This window comes from Streptomyces sp. NPDC102490, assembly GCF_044765285.1.
Classification (GTDB): domain Bacteria; phylum Actinomycetota; class Actinomycetes; order Streptomycetales; family Streptomycetaceae; genus Streptomyces.
On sequence record NZ_JBIWJU010000005.1, the window covers coordinates 378,830 to 394,594 of the forward strand.

General features: G+C 72.9%; 16 protein-coding genes. 8 read left to right on the forward strand and 8 right to left on the reverse strand.

The window, feature by feature from the left end; translation table 11 throughout:
• Positions 1–56 precede the first annotated feature (56 nt).
• On the forward strand, positions 57–872 hold the full coding sequence (locus ACIRGB_RS13410; protein WP_403862925.1) for an alpha/beta fold hydrolase: 816 nt from the start codon (positions 57–59) through the stop codon (positions 870–872).
• Here ACIRGB_RS13410 and ACIRGB_RS13415 read toward each other — a convergent pair.
• Positions 869–2,275, reverse strand: coding sequence for an amino acid permease (locus tag ACIRGB_RS13415; RefSeq protein WP_403862927.1), 1,407 nt, complete (start codon positions 2,273–2,275; stop codon positions 869–871). The two genes, ACIRGB_RS13410 and ACIRGB_RS13415, sit on opposite strands and share 4 nt — an antisense overlap.
• Positions 2,276–2,396: 121 nt before the next feature.
• Positions 2,397–2,858: a universal stress protein gene (locus tag ACIRGB_RS13420; RefSeq protein ID WP_403862930.1), complete on the reverse strand. Its 462-nt coding sequence runs from the start codon at positions 2,856–2,858 to the stop codon at positions 2,397–2,399.
• 109 nt (positions 2,859–2,967) lie between these two features.
• Here ACIRGB_RS13420 and ACIRGB_RS13425 point away from each other — a divergent pair, with 109 nt between their 5' ends.
• On the forward strand, positions 2,968–3,807 hold the full coding sequence (locus ACIRGB_RS13425; protein ID WP_403862933.1) for a polysaccharide deacetylase family protein: 840 nt from the start codon (positions 2,968–2,970) through the stop codon (positions 3,805–3,807).
• A 34-nt stretch (positions 3,808–3,841) separates the two neighbouring features.
• Here the strand turns inward: ACIRGB_RS13425 and ACIRGB_RS13430 are convergent, their stop codons facing one another.
• Positions 3,842–4,507 carry a class F sortase gene (locus ACIRGB_RS13430; protein WP_403862936.1) on the reverse strand — a complete coding sequence of 222 codons (666 nt, stop codon included), beginning with the start codon at positions 4,505–4,507 and terminating at the stop codon, positions 3,842–3,844.
• Between the two features lie 331 nt (positions 4,508–4,838).
• Here ACIRGB_RS13430 and ACIRGB_RS13435 point away from each other — a divergent pair, with 331 nt between their 5' ends.
• The gene (locus ACIRGB_RS13435; RefSeq protein ID WP_403862939.1) at positions 4,839–5,333 is read left to right on the forward strand and encodes a hypothetical protein; all 495 of its coding nucleotides are present in this window, start codon (positions 4,839–4,841) and stop codon (positions 5,331–5,333) included.
• 86 nt (positions 5,334–5,419) lie between these two features.
• Here the strand turns inward: ACIRGB_RS13435 and ACIRGB_RS13440 are convergent, their stop codons facing one another.
• From ACIRGB_RS13440 to ACIRGB_RS13450, 3 genes are all read right to left on the reverse strand, one after another.
• Positions 5,420–5,938: a hypothetical protein gene (locus ACIRGB_RS13440; RefSeq protein ID WP_403862942.1), complete on the reverse strand. Its 519-nt coding sequence runs from the start codon at positions 5,936–5,938 to the stop codon at positions 5,420–5,422.
• A gap of 189 nt (positions 5,939–6,127) precedes the next feature.
• Positions 6,128–6,892, reverse strand: a complete 765-nt coding sequence (locus tag ACIRGB_RS13445; RefSeq protein ID WP_403862945.1) for a hypothetical protein — start codon at positions 6,890–6,892, stop codon at positions 6,128–6,130.
• A 16-nt stretch (positions 6,893–6,908) separates the two neighbouring features.
• Positions 6,909–7,040 (reverse strand): hypothetical protein, encoded by a 132-nt coding sequence (locus ACIRGB_RS13450; protein WP_016325543.1) that lies wholly within the window; start codon positions 7,038–7,040, stop codon positions 6,909–6,911.
• Between the two features lie 758 nt (positions 7,041–7,798).
• On the opposite strand from ACIRGB_RS13450, the gene ACIRGB_RS13455 reads away from it, so the two are divergent.
• From ACIRGB_RS13455 to rmdA, 3 genes are all read left to right on the forward strand, one after another.
• The gene (locus tag ACIRGB_RS13455; protein ID WP_403863475.1) at positions 7,799–8,746 is read left to right on the forward strand and encodes an SCO0930 family lipoprotein; all 948 of its coding nucleotides are present in this window, start codon (positions 7,799–7,801) and stop codon (positions 8,744–8,746) included.
• A 225-nt stretch (positions 8,747–8,971) separates the two neighbouring features.
• Complete coding sequence (locus ACIRGB_RS13460) at positions 8,972–9,784, forward strand: SAM-dependent methyltransferase (protein ID WP_403862948.1); 813 nt, start codon at positions 8,972–8,974, stop codon at positions 9,782–9,784.
• Complete coding sequence (gene rmdA / locus ACIRGB_RS13465; RefSeq protein WP_403862951.1) at positions 9,781–11,925, forward strand: cyclic Di-GMP phosphodiesterase RmdA; 2,145 nt, start codon at positions 9,781–9,783, stop codon at positions 11,923–11,925. The genes ACIRGB_RS13460 and rmdA overlap by 4 nt, the downstream gene beginning before the upstream one ends.
• A 221-nt stretch (positions 11,926–12,146) precedes the next feature.
• Here rmdA and ACIRGB_RS13470 read toward each other — a convergent pair whose 3' ends face one another.
• Positions 12,147–12,983, reverse strand: a complete 837-nt coding sequence (locus ACIRGB_RS13470) for a LysR family transcriptional regulator (protein ID WP_403862954.1) — start codon at positions 12,981–12,983, stop codon at positions 12,147–12,149.
• 181 nt (positions 12,984–13,164) lie between these two features.
• Here ACIRGB_RS13470 and ACIRGB_RS13475 point away from each other — a divergent pair, with 181 nt between their 5' ends.
• Positions 13,165–14,061, forward strand: coding sequence for an NAD(P)H-binding protein (locus ACIRGB_RS13475; protein WP_403862957.1), 897 nt, complete (start codon positions 13,165–13,167; stop codon positions 14,059–14,061).
• A gap of 15 nt (positions 14,062–14,076) precedes the next feature.
• On the opposite strand, the gene ACIRGB_RS13480 is transcribed toward ACIRGB_RS13475, so the two are convergent.
• Positions 14,077–14,961 (reverse strand): LysR family transcriptional regulator, encoded by an 885-nt coding sequence (locus tag ACIRGB_RS13480; protein ID WP_052842528.1) that lies wholly within the window; start codon positions 14,959–14,961, stop codon positions 14,077–14,079.
• Positions 14,962–15,092: 131 nt separating this feature from the next.
• Here ACIRGB_RS13480 and ACIRGB_RS13485 point away from each other — a divergent pair, with 131 nt between their 5' ends.
• Positions 15,093–15,764, forward strand: a complete 672-nt coding sequence (locus tag ACIRGB_RS13485; RefSeq protein WP_403863478.1) for a succinate dehydrogenase — start codon at positions 15,093–15,095, stop codon at positions 15,762–15,764.
• The last annotated feature ends 1 nt before the right edge of the window (position 15,765 follow it).

Here is a 15,765-nt window from a genome sequence, read left to right on the forward strand (position 1 = left end):
CGCCATCATGACACCCTGGTTGCCAAAATGAGAGCCAATATGACACCTTGGTTGTCATGAATACCGCTTCGGACCTCCGCCTCTTCGCCTCCGACGACGGAGATCTCGCCTACCGCGACACCGGCGCGGGCGACCCGGTCGTCCTGCTGCACTCCGGCTTCACCGACCACCGCGTGTTCGACGCCCAGATCCCCGCCCTGGCCCGCGACTACCGCGTGATCGCTCCCGACGTCCGCGGACACGGCGCCTCCGCCAACGCGACCCGGCCGTTCCGCTGGGCGGACGACCTCGCCGCCCTGCTCCGCCACCTCGACACCGGACCCGCGGTGCTCGTCGGCGTGTCCATGGGCGGGGCCATCGCCACCGACACGGTCCTCGAGCACCCGGAACTGGTCCGTGCGGTGGTGGCCTGCGGGGCGGCCACCAGCGAGTTCGAGTACACCGACCCCTGGGTGAAGAAGGTGCAGGCGGAGCAGGCCGCCGCGCTGGGCGCCGGGGACGTCGAGGGCTGGCTCACGGCGTTCCTGCGCTTCGTGCCGGGGGAGCACCGCACCCTCGACGACGTCGACCCCGACGTGCTGCGCCGCGTGCGCGAGATGGCCCTCGGCACCCTCGCCAAGCACACCGCGGACGAGGAGGACCACCACGTGCCCCTGACCGGCACCTGGTCCCGGGTCCCGAAGATCGACGTCCCGGTCCTCGCCGTCAACGGCGCCCTGGACGCGCCCGATCTGCTCGCCGAGGCGGAACGGCTCGCCCGCACGGTCCCAGACGGCCGTTCCGTCGTCATCGACGGCACCGCGCACTACCCGAACATGGAACGGCCCGAGGCCTTCACGGACGTCGTCGCCGGATTCCTGCGCACCCTCTAACGCCGCGCCAGCTCCGACTTGCGGTACGAGTACGCGAAGTAGATCACCAGGCCCACCACGAACCACACGGCGAACCGCACCCAGGTCTGCCACTGGAGGAAGGTGATCAGCCAGATCGAGAAGACGATGCCCAGCGCCGGCACGAACGGCATCCACGGGGTACGGAAGGTGCGCGGCAGGTCCGGCTGCCGGTAGCGCAGCACGATCACCGCCGCGCACACCACCACGAACGCCAGCAGGATGCCGATGTTGGTCAGCTCCGCCGCCTCACCGATCGGCAGGAACCCGGCGATCGCGGCCGACGCCACCCCGACGATCCAGGTGACCCGCGTCGGCACGTGCCGCGTCGGGTGCGTCTTGGCGAACCACTTGGGCAGCAGCCCGTCGCGCGACATCGAGAACCACACGCGGGTGACGCCCAGCATGAACGTGAACATCACCGTGAGGATGCCGATGATGGCGCCCACCGCGATGATGTCCGCCAGCGAGCCGAGCCCCACCGACTTGAACGCCGTCGAGAAGCCGCTCTCCGGGTCGATGTCCTTGTAGTTCTGCATGCCGGTCAGCACCAGACAGGCCGCCACGTACAGCACCATCGAGATGATCAGCGAGTAGACGATCGCCTTCGGCATGTGCCGCTGGGCGTCCTTCGACTCCTCGGCCGCCGTCGACATGGCGTCGTAGCCGAAGACCGCGAAGAACACCGTCGCCGCACCGGTGAACGCCCCGCCGACCCCGAACGGGAAGAACGGGTGGTAGTTCGAGCTGTTGAGGTGGAAGACGCCGACCCCGATCACCAGCAGCACCACCAGCACCTTCAGCACGACCACGACCATCTCGAAGCGGGCCGCGTTCCTGATGCCCAGCGTCAGCAGATAGGCGATCAGCAGGCACAGCACGGCCGCGAACAGGTCGACCTTGTGCCCGTCCCCGGTGCCGGGCGCCCCCAGCATCCAGTTCGGCAGATCGGCGCCCATCTCGCCGACCAGGAAGCTGAAGTAGCCCGAGATGCCGATCGCGACCACCGCCACGATGGCCGTGTACTCCAGGAGCAGGTCCCACCCGATGAACCAGCCCACCAGCTCGCCCAGGACCGCGTACCCGTAGGTGTAGGCGGAGCCCGCCTTCGGGATCAGCCCGGCGAACTCGGCGTACGACAGGGCGGCCGCGGCGCTCGCCACACCGGCGATGAGGAAGGAGACCAGGACCGCCGGACCCGCCGTGCCGTTGGCGACGGTGCCGGCCAGCGTGAAGATCCCGGCCCCGATGATGCCGCCGACGCCGATCGCGGTCAGCTGCCACAGCCCCAGCGAGCGCACCAGGCCCCCGCCGCTCTCCGTCTCCTCGATGTGTTCGATGGGTTTGCGGCGGAGAACACCCTCGCCCATGCGGAACCGGGCCACGCGCCTCACCTCTTCGTGAACGGCAAACGGCTGACGGTGGATCATGATGACGCACCCACGTCCGTGACGGAAGTCACGACGCACGCACGACCCAAGACGCCCGCACCGGCCCTGGCCGGTGTTACGGCACCACCGTCACCGGCCAGCGTCCGGCCTTCACCAGCCGCACCGCGACCGAGCCGACGAACCGGTGACCGGCCTGCTCGGAGGCGCCCACCACCACCGCGTCCGCCTTCAGCTCGTCGGCCGTCTGCACCAGACCGCTGTACGGGTCGCCGCGGAAGGTGTGGAACTCCCAGCGGACGTCGAATATCCCCTTCGCCCGCTCGGACGCCTCCCGGATCTGCGCCACCAGCTCCTCGGCGATCTCGTCGGTCGTCTCCGCCACCGTCGCCCCGAGCGCCGCGCCTCCCGCCAGCACCGGCTGCACGTACACCACGGCGAGCAGGGCGCCCTGCCGCCTGGCCAGCCCCCCGGCGTAGGCCGCCGCCCGCAACGAGGAGTCGGAGCCGTCCACACCGGCGACGATGACCTTGGGTCCGTCCGTGCCGCGTTCGAACTGATGGGAGTGCTGTTCCGTCACGCGGCGAGGTTATCGGAGACCCCGTGATCTTGAGCCGGGCGGGTGGATTCATGCCGCCGCCCCGGTGTTGCTCAGGTGCGGCGCACCGTGACCGGGCGAGTGATGAGTCATGAAGAAGGACCAGTTGCTCACCCGCCGCACCCTGCTCTCCGGCGCCGCGGCCCTGGGCGCGGCCGGCGCCGGCGGCGCACTCGCGGCGGGCCTGGGGAACAGCCCCGCGAAGCCGCCCGCCCCCGTCCCCGCCCCCGGGCCCGGGCAGCGCAGCCCGCTCAAGCCCTCCGCCTACCGACTCCAGCCGCTGACCGGATACGGCGCCCCACCGGCCGCGCCCGGCCGGCCCCCGGTGCGCAGCGAGCCGATCCTGCGCATGACGGGCCGGGGCCGCACCATGATGCTCACCTTCGACGACGGACCCCACCCCGAGTACACCCCGCGGATCCTGGACACCCTCGCGAAGTACGAGGTGCGCGCGACGTTCTTCGTGTGCGGGGAGATGGCGGACTACCACCCGGACCTGCTGACCCGGATGGCCGACGAGGGGCACGTGGTCGGCAACCACACCTGGTCCCACCCGCTGCTGACGAAACTCTCCCGGCGCCGCATCCGCTCCGAGATGGAGCGCACCAGCGAGGTCGTCGAGCGGGCCTGCGGCGAGGCGCCCCGCTGGTTCCGGGCCCCGTACGGCGCGTGGAACCGCGCCGCCTTCCGGCTCGGCGCGGAACTCGGCATGGAGCCGCTCGCCTGGACCGTGGACACCCTCGACTGGACCACACCCGGCACCGGCACCATCGTCGACCGGGTCGAGGAAGGCGCCGCCCCCGGCGTGGTGGTGCTCTCCCACGACGCCGGGGGCGACCGCTCGCAGAGTGTCCGCGCGCTGCGGCGCTACCTGCCCGAACTGCTCGACTCCGGCTACCACCTCACCGTTCCCCGGCGGCGCCTGATCTGAGCGCCGCCGCCGCGCCCGCCGGGCCGGGGCACGCTCAGCGGACCCCGGTCAGGCGGGCGAAGGCGACGACGTTCCCGTCGTAGCCGTTCTGCTTGGTGAAACCGCCGCCGCAGGTGATGACCCGCAGTTCCGGGCCGCCCTTCGAGCCGTAGACCCGGTCGCCGGGGAAGTTGTTCTTCTCGAAGACCTCGATGCCGTAGATCTCGAAAACCGCCGTCTTCCCGTCCTGGCGGTGCACGTCCACCGTGTTCCCCTTCTTCAGGGCGCCGAGCCCGTAGAAGACGGCGGGGCCCTGCTCGTTGTCGACATGGCCGACCACGACCGCGGTGCCCTTTTCCCCCGGGGACACCGCGCCGGTGAACCAGCCCGCCAGGTTCGGGTCCTCGGGCGGCGGCGCGTCGACCCAGCCGTCCGCGTCGAGACCGACCCCCATGACCGGCGCGTCGACCTGGATGGCGGGGACGGAGACCCGGTCCGGCACCGAGTACGGCAGCGGCGTGACGCCGGAGGCGGCGCCGTCACCGGCGGCCGCGCGGGTGTCCGAGGCGGCGGCCGACGCGGGCTGCGGGGGGCCCACGTCGAATTCCCCGGAGCCGTTGCGGATGAGCGCGAGACCGGTCAGCAGAACAAGCGCTATCACGCCCCAGGGAGCGCGCTTCCTCCGCCGCTCCTCCTCTTCGGCCAACTCGGAGTCGTACATTCGCCTTCCCCTCTCGACCCGGCCGTCGCCGGGTCATCCGCGCATACGAGCACGCTAAGCGCCGTGCGGGGGACCGGCGACGGGGCAGCGGCGAACGGGTGGTGCGCGCGTCCTCCGGTGCGCCATCCGGGAGGTGACCGGCGGAGATTTTCTGACGGGGCGTGACCTGCGGCGATATCCACTCGCGCGGTTTCGGCGCGCTAAGCCGCTCACCAGGACGGACCATTCCCGAAATGCGGCTGGGGGCAGCGCAACTGAGGGTCTTTCTGGGAGGCGCTTTCTCGCCGATCGACCGGGGACGGGACCCGGGGCGTCTTCCGCGGAGGATCACATGCGCACCACTCGTGCCCTCGCGGCAGCCGGCGCCGCCGTCGCTGTCCTCTCCCTGGCCGCCCCCGCGGCCAGTGCCGGGGGTGACCACAACCAGCCGAGCAACATCGTCGCGCTGCCCAGCGTGATCGCCCGCGGCGGTCAGATGACCGTCACGGTCGACGGCTGCCCCCAGGGCGGCACCATGACCTCGGACGCCTTCCGCACCACCCACCTGACCCCGGTCAGGGGGGCCAACGAGACGTCGAAGGGCACCGCCACCATCAGGCAGGACGCCAGGCCGGGCTCCTACGACATCACCGTCAACTGCTCGGGCCGGCGGCTGACCCGGCCGGCGGCCTTCACCGTCATCGGCGGTGTCCGCGGCGGCCTCGGCGGCAGCAAGTCCGACGGGGCGACCTCGACCGACGTCGCGATCGGCGGCGGGCTCGTCGCCGCGGCCGTCGCCGGTGGCGGACTGTTCTGGATGCGCCGCCGGTCCGAGCGGCGCATCTGAGCGCCCGCGACCGGAGCACGACCGCAGGGCTTCGCCCCGGATCCTCGTCGGATCCGGGGCGAAGCCCTGCGCTCGGCGGGGCGGGGTCAGGCGCCGTCCGCGCCGGAACGGCGGCGCGCGAGGTGGTGGGCCGTGCCCACCGCGCCCGCGACGAGCGCCGCACCGAGCCCGAGCTGCTTGATGTCGAACCCGGCGAGACTGCCGCCCTCCCCGGCGTGCACGCCCTTGGAGCGCCAGGGCTCGTCGGACGGGTGGTGCGAGCCGCCGCCCGCGATGGTCAGGTCCACCGTGCCGGTCTTGTCCCGGCAGGCGAACGTCACCCGGTAGACCGCGCCGCGCCGGGCGTCCCGGTCCACCCGCGCCGTCGCCGACGACTCGTCCCGGGGGATGGTGACCGTGTCGAACACCGGCGAGGTCACCGTGACCCGCCCGTGGCAGCCCGCCGCGGTACGGCCCACCCCCAGCGTGACCTCGCCGCCGGGCGCCACGGTGGCGGGGCTGACGGTGAAGCCGTACGTGCCCGAGCCCACGGCCCCGGCCGGCACGCAGGCGGAGAGGGCGGCGCCGCCCAGCAGGGCGACCGAGGCGACGGGTATCGCGCGCATGGTGAATCCTCCGGGTCCCCGAGGAGCAGCGGCGGACCTGTTCCGCTCGCGCCAGGTATGCACCTCGATGCCCGAAACGCTAGGAAGCCGTGCACGTCGCCGCGATCGCAGTCGCGCGAATGGGGCAAAGGTGTGGGCCGCTCAGGCGACGGTGACGGCGTGTCGGCCGCCACCGTCCCCGTCGTCGTGTCAGTCCCCGGCGCCCGGGAAGAGGCTCAGGAACGGGTCGGTCGACGCCGCGACGCCCCGGCTGAAGGGTGCGTCGAAGTCCCAGATCAGGAAGAGCAGGAAGGCGATCAGCGCGGAGAACAGCCCCGCGAGGACCAGTTCGCGGGTGGTGCGCCGGATCTGCAGGGCGAAGACCATCCCGACGGTGACGACGGCCCCGGCGATCAGCCCGAACCACACCACCCCCGGCATGGTCGCCCCGGTCGACTGGGCGCGGGCGGTGCGGGCCTGGTCCGCGAGGGCCACCTGGTCGACGAGGGGCTGGTACGCCTGCGCCTCGAAGTCCGACCTCGGCTCGTAGTCGGTGACGTCCGCGCGCAGGCGGTCGAGCAGTGCGGTGCCGCGGTCGGTCACCTCGCCGTGGTCGGCCATGGCCTTCCACTCGGTGGTGACGACGTGTCCGACATAGGCGTTGACATCCGCCCGGATGCGGTCACGGACGTCGGGCGGGTAGACCCGGGCCCGTTCCGAGATCTCGTGCAGCGCGACGGCCTCCGTCTGCACGTCGGCCTGGGCCGCGCTGCGCGCCTCCCAGACACCGGCGATGGCCAGGCCCAGGACGATGGCGTACACCACGCCGATCCACATCGTCATGTACTCGATGACGTCCGGGGTCTCGGTGATGTCCTCGTCGTCGGACGCGGTGCGGTGCCGCAGGAGGGTGACGATGACGACCACGACACAGGCGGCCAGCATCGCGAGGGTGAGAACAAGCCATTCCGGCAACAGAGACCTCCAGGGATCAGCGCGCACGGAGCGCGGCGACGGCGACCACCGCGGGCACCGTGATGAGCAGGACGAAGACGAGCGGCGACGTGGTCCCGCGCGAGGACCGCTGCGGCGCCCGGGCGGCGCGGTGGCGCGGATAGTGCACCGGGCTGAGCGACGGGCGGGGCGTGGGCTCGGGTGTGACCGACGGAGCGGGCGCGGGCGCCGCGGGACGGACCGGCGGCGGGGTGGGACGCGGGGTCGGCGTTGGGGTCGGGGGTGGGACCGGTGCGGGCCGGGGCGGCGCCGGGCGCGCGGGCGGAGGCGGGGGCGGTGGTTCGGGCTTCGGCGGCTCGGGCGGCGGAGGCTTCGGTGCGGGGGGCGGCGGGGGAGGGGGCTCGGGCGGGGGAGGCTCGGGTGTGGGCGTCGGCGGGGGCGGGGGCGTCGGGGTGGGCCTCGGGCAGGGCGGGAAGGTGGGCCAGGAAGCGCTCCCGGCGACCGCCACCGCCTCGGTGCCGTCCGGTCCGGTCGACGCGTACGCGCAGGCGTCGGCCTGCGCCGGGCCGACCGGTATGCCGACGAGGGTGAACGTCAGCGTCACCAGGGCCAACACCCGTCCGGCGGCGGCGGATCGGGTCGGTTCGGGTCCATGCACGACGCAGATCATGGGGCCTGGCGCACCGTCCCACGCCCGAGTGCCCGGTGATTGCCCCGAAGGAGGGACACGGCGCCACCAGGGGTTTGACGAGGGCGGACCCGCTCGCACGGGAGCCCGGAAACCTGTACGAGGGAGCGCGCGCCGGCGCCGGACGGGAAGAAAACCCGCGGCCGGTTGAACACGACGGGCTGCCCCGTGCGTACCCAGGGTCGTGCGGGCGGCCCACCGGGGCGCCCCAACACCTTCGTGACGATCGGGGATTGACGATGAAGACCTCCTGGCGGAGCGCCTCACTCGTGGCGGGCGCCGCGGCGCTGCTGGCGCTGACGACGGCGTGCGGCCAGGACGGCGGCGGCGCCACCGGCAGCCAGAACGTGGGCGCCACCGCCGCCCCCGGCGACGTCGGCGACCTGGGCACCGGCGCCGGTGACGGACTCGGTACCGGAGCGGGCGCCGGACGGGCCTCGGCGAGCGCGCCGGAGCCCGCGGGCAAGCTGTCCGTCACCGCGAACGCCGACGTCGGCGAGCTGGTGACCGACGGAGCGGGCCGTACCCTCTACCGCTTCGACGCCGACACCGCCCAGCCGCCCAAGACGACCTGCGAGAACGACTGTGCCACCCTGTGGCCGCCGGTGGCCGCGGACGACGCCCTCGCCGGTGAGGGCATCGACGAGGACCTGCTCGGCGAGGTCACCCGGCCCGACGGCACCAAGCAGCTGACGATCGGCGGCTGGCCCGCGTACCGCTACGCCAAGGACACCGCCGCCGGAGACGTCAAGGGCCAGGGCGTCGGCAAGAAGTGGTACGCGCTGGCCGCCGACGGCAAGAAGGCCGAGGCCGAACCGGCCGCCGGGCTGTCCACCCGCGAGGACCCGAAGCTCGGCGAGATCGTCGTCGACAAGAACGGCATGACCGTCTACCGCTTCATGAAGGACGAGGCCTGGCCGAAACCGGTGTCGGCCTGCACCGGCGCGTGCCTGGAGAAGTGGCCGGTCGTGGCGCCCGTCGAGGCCAACGACACCGAGGGCGTGGTGAAGAAGGGGCTGATGAGCTTCACCCGCCCCGACGGCGGAGCCCAGCAGACGATCGACTGCTGGCCCATCTACACCTTCGCCGGCGACAAGAAGGCCGGGGACACCAACGGTCAGGGCGTGGGCGGCACCTGGTACGCCGTCAAGCCCGACGGGAAGCCGGTCGGCGCGCCGAAGAAGTAGCGTCCTCCCCGCCTGCGGGCCTTCAGCGCGCGACCGCGGCTGTCCCCTCCGTACCCAGACGGAGGGGACGGTCCCGTTCGTGCGCATTGGCCTGCCTTCGCCCACGGCACGTGCCGCGGGCAGTGACCGGGAACGGACGGTCAATTTCCGTTTGGGCTCGCTCCTTTGACGAGCGATCAGTAGCCTCAGCTCGAACACCGGACCGCCTACGCCTTGGAGTGCTAGATGGAGCGTCCCGCCTGGGCCCCTCGCAGCATCGACATCTCGGTGCCCAGCGTGTCCCGGATCTACGACTTCTACCTGGGCGGTTCGCACAACTTCGAGGTCGACCGGGAAGCGGCCCGCAGGGCGATGGAGTTCATGCCGGGACTCCCCAAGATCATGCAGGCGAACCGGGCGTTCATGCGCCGGGCTGTGCGCTTCGCGGCCGGCGAGGGCATCGACCAGTTCCTCGACATCGGCTCCGGCATCCCCACCTTCGGCAACGTCCACGAGGTGGCCGGACGCAGCCGTCCCGGCGCCCGCGTGGTGTACGTCGACCACGACCCGGTGGCGGTCGCCCACAGCGAGGCCGTCCTGGCGGGCCACGACGACGCGGACGTGGTGGCCGGCGACCTGCTCAAGCCGCGGGAGATCCTGGCCAGCCCCCAGGTGGAGCGGCTGATCGACCTGAATCGACCGGTGGCCCTGCTGCTGGTTGCCATACTGCACTTCGTGGAAGACGCGGACGACCCGTACGCTGCGGTGGCCGAGCTGAGCGACGCGCTCGCGCCCGGCAGTCTGCTCGTCCTCACGCACGCCTCGTACGAGGGAATCCCGCTGCCCGCCGAGCGGGCCGGGGGCGCGGTGGACGTGTACAAGGACATCCGCAATCCGCTGATCATGCGTTCGCGCGACGACATCGCGCGGTTCTTCGAGGGGTACGACATGGTGGAACCCGGACTGGTTCCGATGCCGCGCTGGAGGCCGGAGGGAGAGCCGGAGGACGAGGACCCGTACACGTTCTCCGGGTTCGCCGGCGTGGGGCGTACGGCGTGAGCGCGGAGCCGGACGGGCCGGAGGACAGGCTGCGCCGGTTCGCGACGATCTGGAGCCGGGCGGTGTTCCCGGTGACCTCGACGTCGTCCACCCGGCCCGAGTTCGAGGCGCAGCTGCTGCCGCTGGCCCGCCGGCTGAGCGAGGCGCTGCACGCCCGGAGCTTCGACGCCGACGCGGCGCGGACGGTCGGCGCCGCGCTCGTCGACGCGCACTGCACCGACCCGGAGGCGCTCTCCCGGACGCTGGACTGCGTCGACGCCTACCTGGTGCTCTACTGCGGCGAGGGCGGCGACCCGGAGGGCCTGCGGGCCCGTTCCGCACGGCTCCAGCACGCGATGGCGGCCGGGTTCGCCGGGGCACTGCGCGCCCGGACCCTCGCCGAGCAGGAGGCCATCGCGCAGGCCGCCCTGAAGGCGCAGGGCGTGGTCGCCGAGGCCCTGCACGCCAGCGAGGCCCGCTTCCGCGCGGTCTTCGAGGGCGCCGCCATAGGCATCGGCATCGCCGACCTGGACGGCAACGTCCTCCAGGTCAACGACGCGTTGATGCGCATGTTCGGCATCGCCGACTCCACGCTGGGCGGCCGCCGGGCCACCGAGTGGACGCACCCCGACGACGCGCCGCAGATCTGGCGGCTCTACGAGGAGCTGGTGCGCGGCGAGCGCGAGCACTACCACGTGGAGAAGGCCTTCTACCGGCCCGACGGGACGGTCCTGTGGACCAACCTGACCGTCTCCCTGCTCCGCGACGCCGACGGCACCCCGCAGTACCAGCTCGCGCTGATGGAGGACACCACCGAACGGCGGCTGCTCAACCTGCGGTTGCGCTACGAGGCCACGCACGACGCGCTCACCGGGCTGCCCAACCGCAGCTTCTTCTTCGAACGCCTGGAGAAGGCCCTGAACGCGGGCCCGGGCCAGCGCTTCGGCCTGTGCTACCTCGACCTCGACGGCTTCAAGACCGTCAACGACAGCCTCGGCCACGCGGCCGGCGACCGGCTGCTCGTGGAGGTCGCCGACCGGCTCCAGTCCTGCGCCACCGCGCCCGGCGAGATGGTCGCCCGGCTCGGCGGCGACGAGTTCGTGGCGCTGACCACGGGGCCCGACACCCGGCACGAGGTCGACGAGCTGGCCGGGCGCATCATGAACGCGCTGCTCGCCCCGGTCAGCGTCGACGGACGCGAACTGACCGTGCGGGGCAGCATCGGCATCGTCGAGGGCCCGGCCGGCGAGCGCAGCCCGGCCGAGGTGCTGCGCAGCGCCGACATCACCATGTACCGGGCCAAGTCGGCCGGCGGCAACCGCTACGAGCTGGCCGACCCGGAGGCCGACGCCCGCGTCATCACCCGGCACGGGCTGACCACCGCGCTGCCCGCCGCCCTGGAGCGGGGCGAGTTCTTCATCGAGTACCAGCCGCTGGTCCACCTCGGCGACGGCAGTGTGCGCGGCGCCGAGGCGCTGGTGCGCTGGCTGCACCCGCAGCACGGGGTGCTCGGCCCGGACCGGTTCATCCCGCTCGCCGAGCACACGGGGCTCATCGTGCCGCTGGGCCGCTGGGTCCTGGAGCAGTCCGTGCGGCAGGCCCGCCTGTGGCGGGAGCGGTACGGCGAGGGCGGCGCCGCGGGCCCGCTGCGCATCAACGTCAACCTCTCGCCCTGCCAGCTCACCCACCCGGGGCTGGTCCAGGACACCGTCGAGATCCTGGAGCGGACCGGTGTCACGCCCGACGCGCTCTGCCTGGAGGTGACCGAGTCGGCGCTGATCGGCGCCGACGACGACCTGCTGAAACCGCTGCGCCGGCTGGCCGAGATGGGCGTCGACATCGCCCTGGACGACTTCGGCACCGGCTACTCCAACCTGGCCAACCTGCGCCGGCTGCCGGTGAGCGTCCTCAAGCTGGACCGCTCGTTCACGCAGAGCATGCAGCAGTTCCCGGCGGACCCGGTCGACCTGAAGATCGTCGAAGGGATTGTCGCCCTCGCCCACAGCCTGGACCTCGCGGTCACCGTGGAGGGCGTGGAGACCGGGGCCCAGGCCGAGCAGCTGCGCATACTGGGCTGCGACACGGCCCAGGGCTGGTACTACGCCCGCCCCGGCCCGCCGGAGCGCCTGCACGACCTGGCCCTGGTGGACGCCACGGGCTGAACGGGGCAGCCGGGCCGCCCGGCTCCGCCACGGGCCGCGGCTCAGCTCGGGCTCCGTCGCGGGCCGCGGTCGCTGCCGGGCGTAAGCGCGCCGGGGCAGGGGAGTTGAATGGGCGACCGGCGGCGCGTCCGGGGCGGGACGGTACGTGGCGCCTGGGCGTGGGTGGCGCCTGTCCGCCGGGCGGGCGCGGAACGACGGCGGTGTGCGAGCTGTCGCTCGGCTCAGGCGGCGGCGCGGGCCGTTTCGGCGACCTCCGTCGCCGCGCGGACCAGGGCCGCGGTGGCCGTGGAGCGGGACTGGCGGGGCCAGGCGAGGGAGAGGACGACCGGCGGGGCGTCCAGGACCGGGCGGTAGGCGACGCCCGGGCGCGGGTAGCGGGCGGTCACCGAGGCGGGCAGCAGGGTGACGACCTTCCCGAGGGAGACGGCCGTGAGCACCTGGGCCAGGTCGTCGTGGCCGCGCCGGGCGTCGTCGACGTGCCGTTCCACGCTGCCCGCGTCGAGGCCGAGGTCGGCCAGTTCCAGCCGGTCGCGGGCGGCGAGCGGGTGGTTCGCGGCCAGGACGGCGACGCGCGGTTCGGCGGCCAGCGTCTCGGTGTCCAGGCCGGTCCCGTCGAACGGGGCGTGGACGAGGGCCACGTCCGCCGCTCCGGCGCGCAGCAGCCGCGGCTGTTCCTGCCACCCGCACAGCCGCACGGCCACCGGCACGGACCCGGGCTCGGTCGCGTAGCGCGCGAGGATCGGCTCCAGCAGCCCGGCGTCCCCGTCGGCCTTCATGGCCAGCACCAGCTTCGGCCCCTCGGCAGCGCGTCTGGCCCGCTGTCCGGCGGCCTCCAGGGCGTCCAGCGCGACGCGCGCCTCGGCGAGCAGCACGTCCCCCGCCGGGGTCCGGGTGACGCGGTGGGTGGTCCGCTCGAACAGGGTGACGCCCAGCTCGGCCTCCAGGCGGCGGATCGCCCTGGACAGGGGCGGCGGGGAGATGCCCAGCCGCTCGGCGGCTCGCGCGAAGTTGAGTTCCTCCGCGACGGCGACGAAGTAGCGCAGGGAACGGGACTCCATGCTCCGCCTCCCTTCGTGCCCCCGGTATTGCCTTCAGGGTAACAACCGGGATCGGATCGGTCCTTCAGTTCCTGCGGGCCGGCGCACAGGATGAGAGAGCGCCGGGAAGCGCAGGGAACGGGCTTCCCGCCCCGGCGCGGTCTCCCTCTCTTTCCTCCCTCCCTGAAGCGGAGTTGTGCTCGTGATCGTCATCACCACCCCGACCGGCGGAATCGGCCGACAGGTCCTCGACGACGTCCTGGACGCCCTCGACGCCCGGGACGACGGGACCGCCCTGCGCGTCATCGCCCGCGACCCCGCCCGCCTCACCGCCCGCGCCCGCGAGCGCGCCGAGGTCTTCCCGGGCTCGCATGCCGACCCGGAGGTCCTGGCCGCCGCCTGTACCGAGGCCGACCAGGTGTTCTGGCTGGTGCCGCCCGCGCCCGGCGCCGACAGCGTCGAGGGCCACTTCCGCGACTTCACGCTGCCGCTGTGCGAGGTGATCGCGCGGCAGGGTGTCGCACGGGTCGTCGCCGTCTCCAGCCTGGGACGCGGCGTGGCCAAGGACGCCGGACCCATCTCCGCCTCCCTGGCCATGGACGACCGGATCGCGGCCACCGGCGTGCACTACCGCGCCCTGTGCCCGCCCTTCCTGATGGAGAACCTGCTCGGGCAGGCGGCCGCCCTGCGCGACACGGGCGAGTTCCGCATGGCCTACGCCGCGGACCGCGTCCTGCGGACCTGCGCCACCGCCGACATCGCCGCCACGGCCGCCCGCCTGCTCCTCGACGACACCTGGACCGGCCGCGCCGACGTCCCGCTCGTCGGCCCCGACGACCTCACCCCCGAGGGCATGGCCGAGGTGCTGTCCGACGTACTGGGCCGTCCGGTACGCGTGCTGGAGACGACGCCCGAGGCGTACCGGGCGTCGGCCCTGCGCTTCGGGGCGAGCGAGGCGGGCGCCCAGGGCCTGGCCGACATGGCCTCGGCGATGGACGCCCAGGGCTTCTACGGCGCGGCCGAGCCCAGCACCCCGGACACCGCGCCCACGAGCTTCCGCCGCTGGTGCGAGGAGGTACTCCGCCCGGCCACGCTCTGACCCCGGGCTGTTCTGTCACCGCTCCAGCAGCATCCGCTGCAACTCCCGTGCCGCCCGGGGCGGAGCCACGTCGCTGCGGTGGGCCAGGGCGATGGTGCGGTGCAGGCCGGGCCGGGCCAGTGGGGTCACCCGCAGTCCGCGCCCGGAGCGGGCGGCCACCATGCGCGGGACGACCGCCATGCCCAGCCCGGCCCGCACGAAGCCCAGCACCGCGTCCATCTCCCCGCCCTCCACGGCGAAGTCGGGCTCGAACCCGGCGGAGCGGCACGCGGCCACGGTCAGCTCCCGCAGGTCGTAGCCGTGCCGGAACATCACCAGACGCTCGCCCTCCAGGTCGGTGATGCGCACGGCACGGCGCCCGCCGCCCGGGCGGGGCGACTCCGGGGACGACACCACCACCAGGTCCTCCCGCAGCAGCTCCACCGTGGTCAGCGCCGGTGAGGCGGTGGGTAGCGGCAGCACGACCAGGGCGAGGTCGAGCGCGCCACGCGCCAGCTCCCGCACCAGGTCGTGCGAGCCGCCCTCCTCGATCAGCAGCTGGATGCCGGGATAGCGGTCGTGGAAGGCGCGCAGCACGTCGGGCAGCAGACCGGTGCACAGGCTCGGGGTGGCGCCCAGCCGGACCCGGCCGCGGCGCAGCTGCGCCAGCTCCAGCACCTCGTGCCGGGCGGTGTCCGCGTCCGCCAGGATGCGCCGGGCCAGCGGCAGCAGCGCCTCCCCGGCGTCGGTGAGCGTGATGTTCCCGCGCGCCCGCAGGAACAGGTCGGCGCCCAGCTCCCGCTCCAGCGCCTTGATCTGCTGCGACAGCGAGGGCTGCGCCACGTGGACCACCTCGGCGGCCCGGGTGAAGTGCCGGGTCTCGGCGACCGCCACGAAGTACTGGAGCTGTTGCAACTGCATACGGCGAGCATACGTGCTCGATAGGCGGCACCTATGGAAACGAGGCGTTCCATGTCTTGGACCGATGGGGTGCCGGGCCCGTAACGTCCTGTGACATGGCTCTGGCAACGCGGACGGACCGACGGCCGTCCATGGCGCGCACCGTGTGGGACTCGACCGTCGGCAAGAAGACAGTGATGGCGGTCAGCGGTCTCGTCATGCTGCTCTACCTGGTCGCCCACATGATCGGGAACCTGAAGATCTACTTCGGGACCGAGGAGTTCAACCACTACGCCCACTGGCTGCGCACGGTCGGCGAGCCGTTCATGCACTACGAGTGGACGCTCTGGCTGATCCGCGTCGTGCTGGTCGTCGCCGTCGTCGCCCACGCCGTCTCCGCGTACCAGCTCAGCCGCCGCGACATCAAGGCGCGGCCCAGCAAATACGTGCACAAGAAGCCCCGCTCCAGCTACGCGACCCGCACCATGCGCTGGGGCGGGATCATCCTCGGCCTCTTCATCGTCTGGCACATCCTCGACCTGACCACCGGCACCGTGCACTCTGGCGGCTTCGAGACCGGCAAGCCCTACCAGAACGTCGTGGACACCTTCTCCACCTGGTACGGCAACGTCATCTACATCGTCGCGATGCTCGCCCTCGGCCTGCACATCCGGCACGGCTTCTGGAGCGCCGCCCAGACCCTCGGCGCCGGCAGCCGCACCCGCGGCCGGGCCCTGAAGACGACCGCGAACGTCCTCGCGCTGCTGCTCACGGTCGGCTTCGTCGCCGTACCCGTGGGCGTCATGACCGGAGTGGTGAGCTGAC

What these genes read in the sequence shown, in the direction of transcription:
- ACIRGB_RS13480 (WP_052842528.1), bottom strand. Translation starts at nt 14,961, where the DNA reads ATGCAGTTGCAACAGCTCCAGTACTTCGTGGCGGTCGCCGAGACCCGG.
- ACIRGB_RS13460 (WP_403862948.1), top strand. Translation starts at nt 8,972, where the DNA reads ATGGAGCGTCCCGCCTGGGCCCCTCGCAGCATCGACATCTCGGTGCCC.
- ACIRGB_RS13430 (WP_403862936.1), bottom strand. Translation starts at nt 4,507, where the DNA reads ATGTACGACTCCGAGTTGGCCGAAGAGGAGGAGCGGCGGAGGAAGCGC.
- ACIRGB_RS13440 (WP_403862942.1), bottom strand. Translation starts at nt 5,938, where the DNA reads ATGCGCGCGATACCCGTCGCCTCGGTCGCCCTGCTGGGCGGCGCCGCC.
- ACIRGB_RS13410 (WP_403862925.1), top strand. Translation starts at nt 57, where the DNA reads ATGAATACCGCTTCGGACCTCCGCCTCTTCGCCTCCGACGACGGAGAT.
- ACIRGB_RS13425 (WP_403862933.1), top strand. Translation starts at nt 2,968, where the DNA reads ATGAAGAAGGACCAGTTGCTCACCCGCCGCACCCTGCTCTCCGGCGCC.
- ACIRGB_RS13435 (WP_403862939.1), top strand. Translation starts at nt 4,839, where the DNA reads ATGCGCACCACTCGTGCCCTCGCGGCAGCCGGCGCCGCCGTCGCTGTC.
- ACIRGB_RS13470 (WP_403862954.1), bottom strand. Translation starts at nt 12,983, where the DNA reads ATGGAGTCCCGTTCCCTGCGCTACTTCGTCGCCGTCGCGGAGGAACTC.
- ACIRGB_RS13485 (WP_403863478.1), top strand. Translation starts at nt 15,093, where the DNA reads ATGGCGCGCACCGTGTGGGACTCGACCGTCGGCAAGAAGACAGTGATG.
- ACIRGB_RS13455 (WP_403863475.1), top strand. Translation starts at nt 7,799, where the DNA reads ATGAAGACCTCCTGGCGGAGCGCCTCACTCGTGGCGGGCGCCGCGGCG.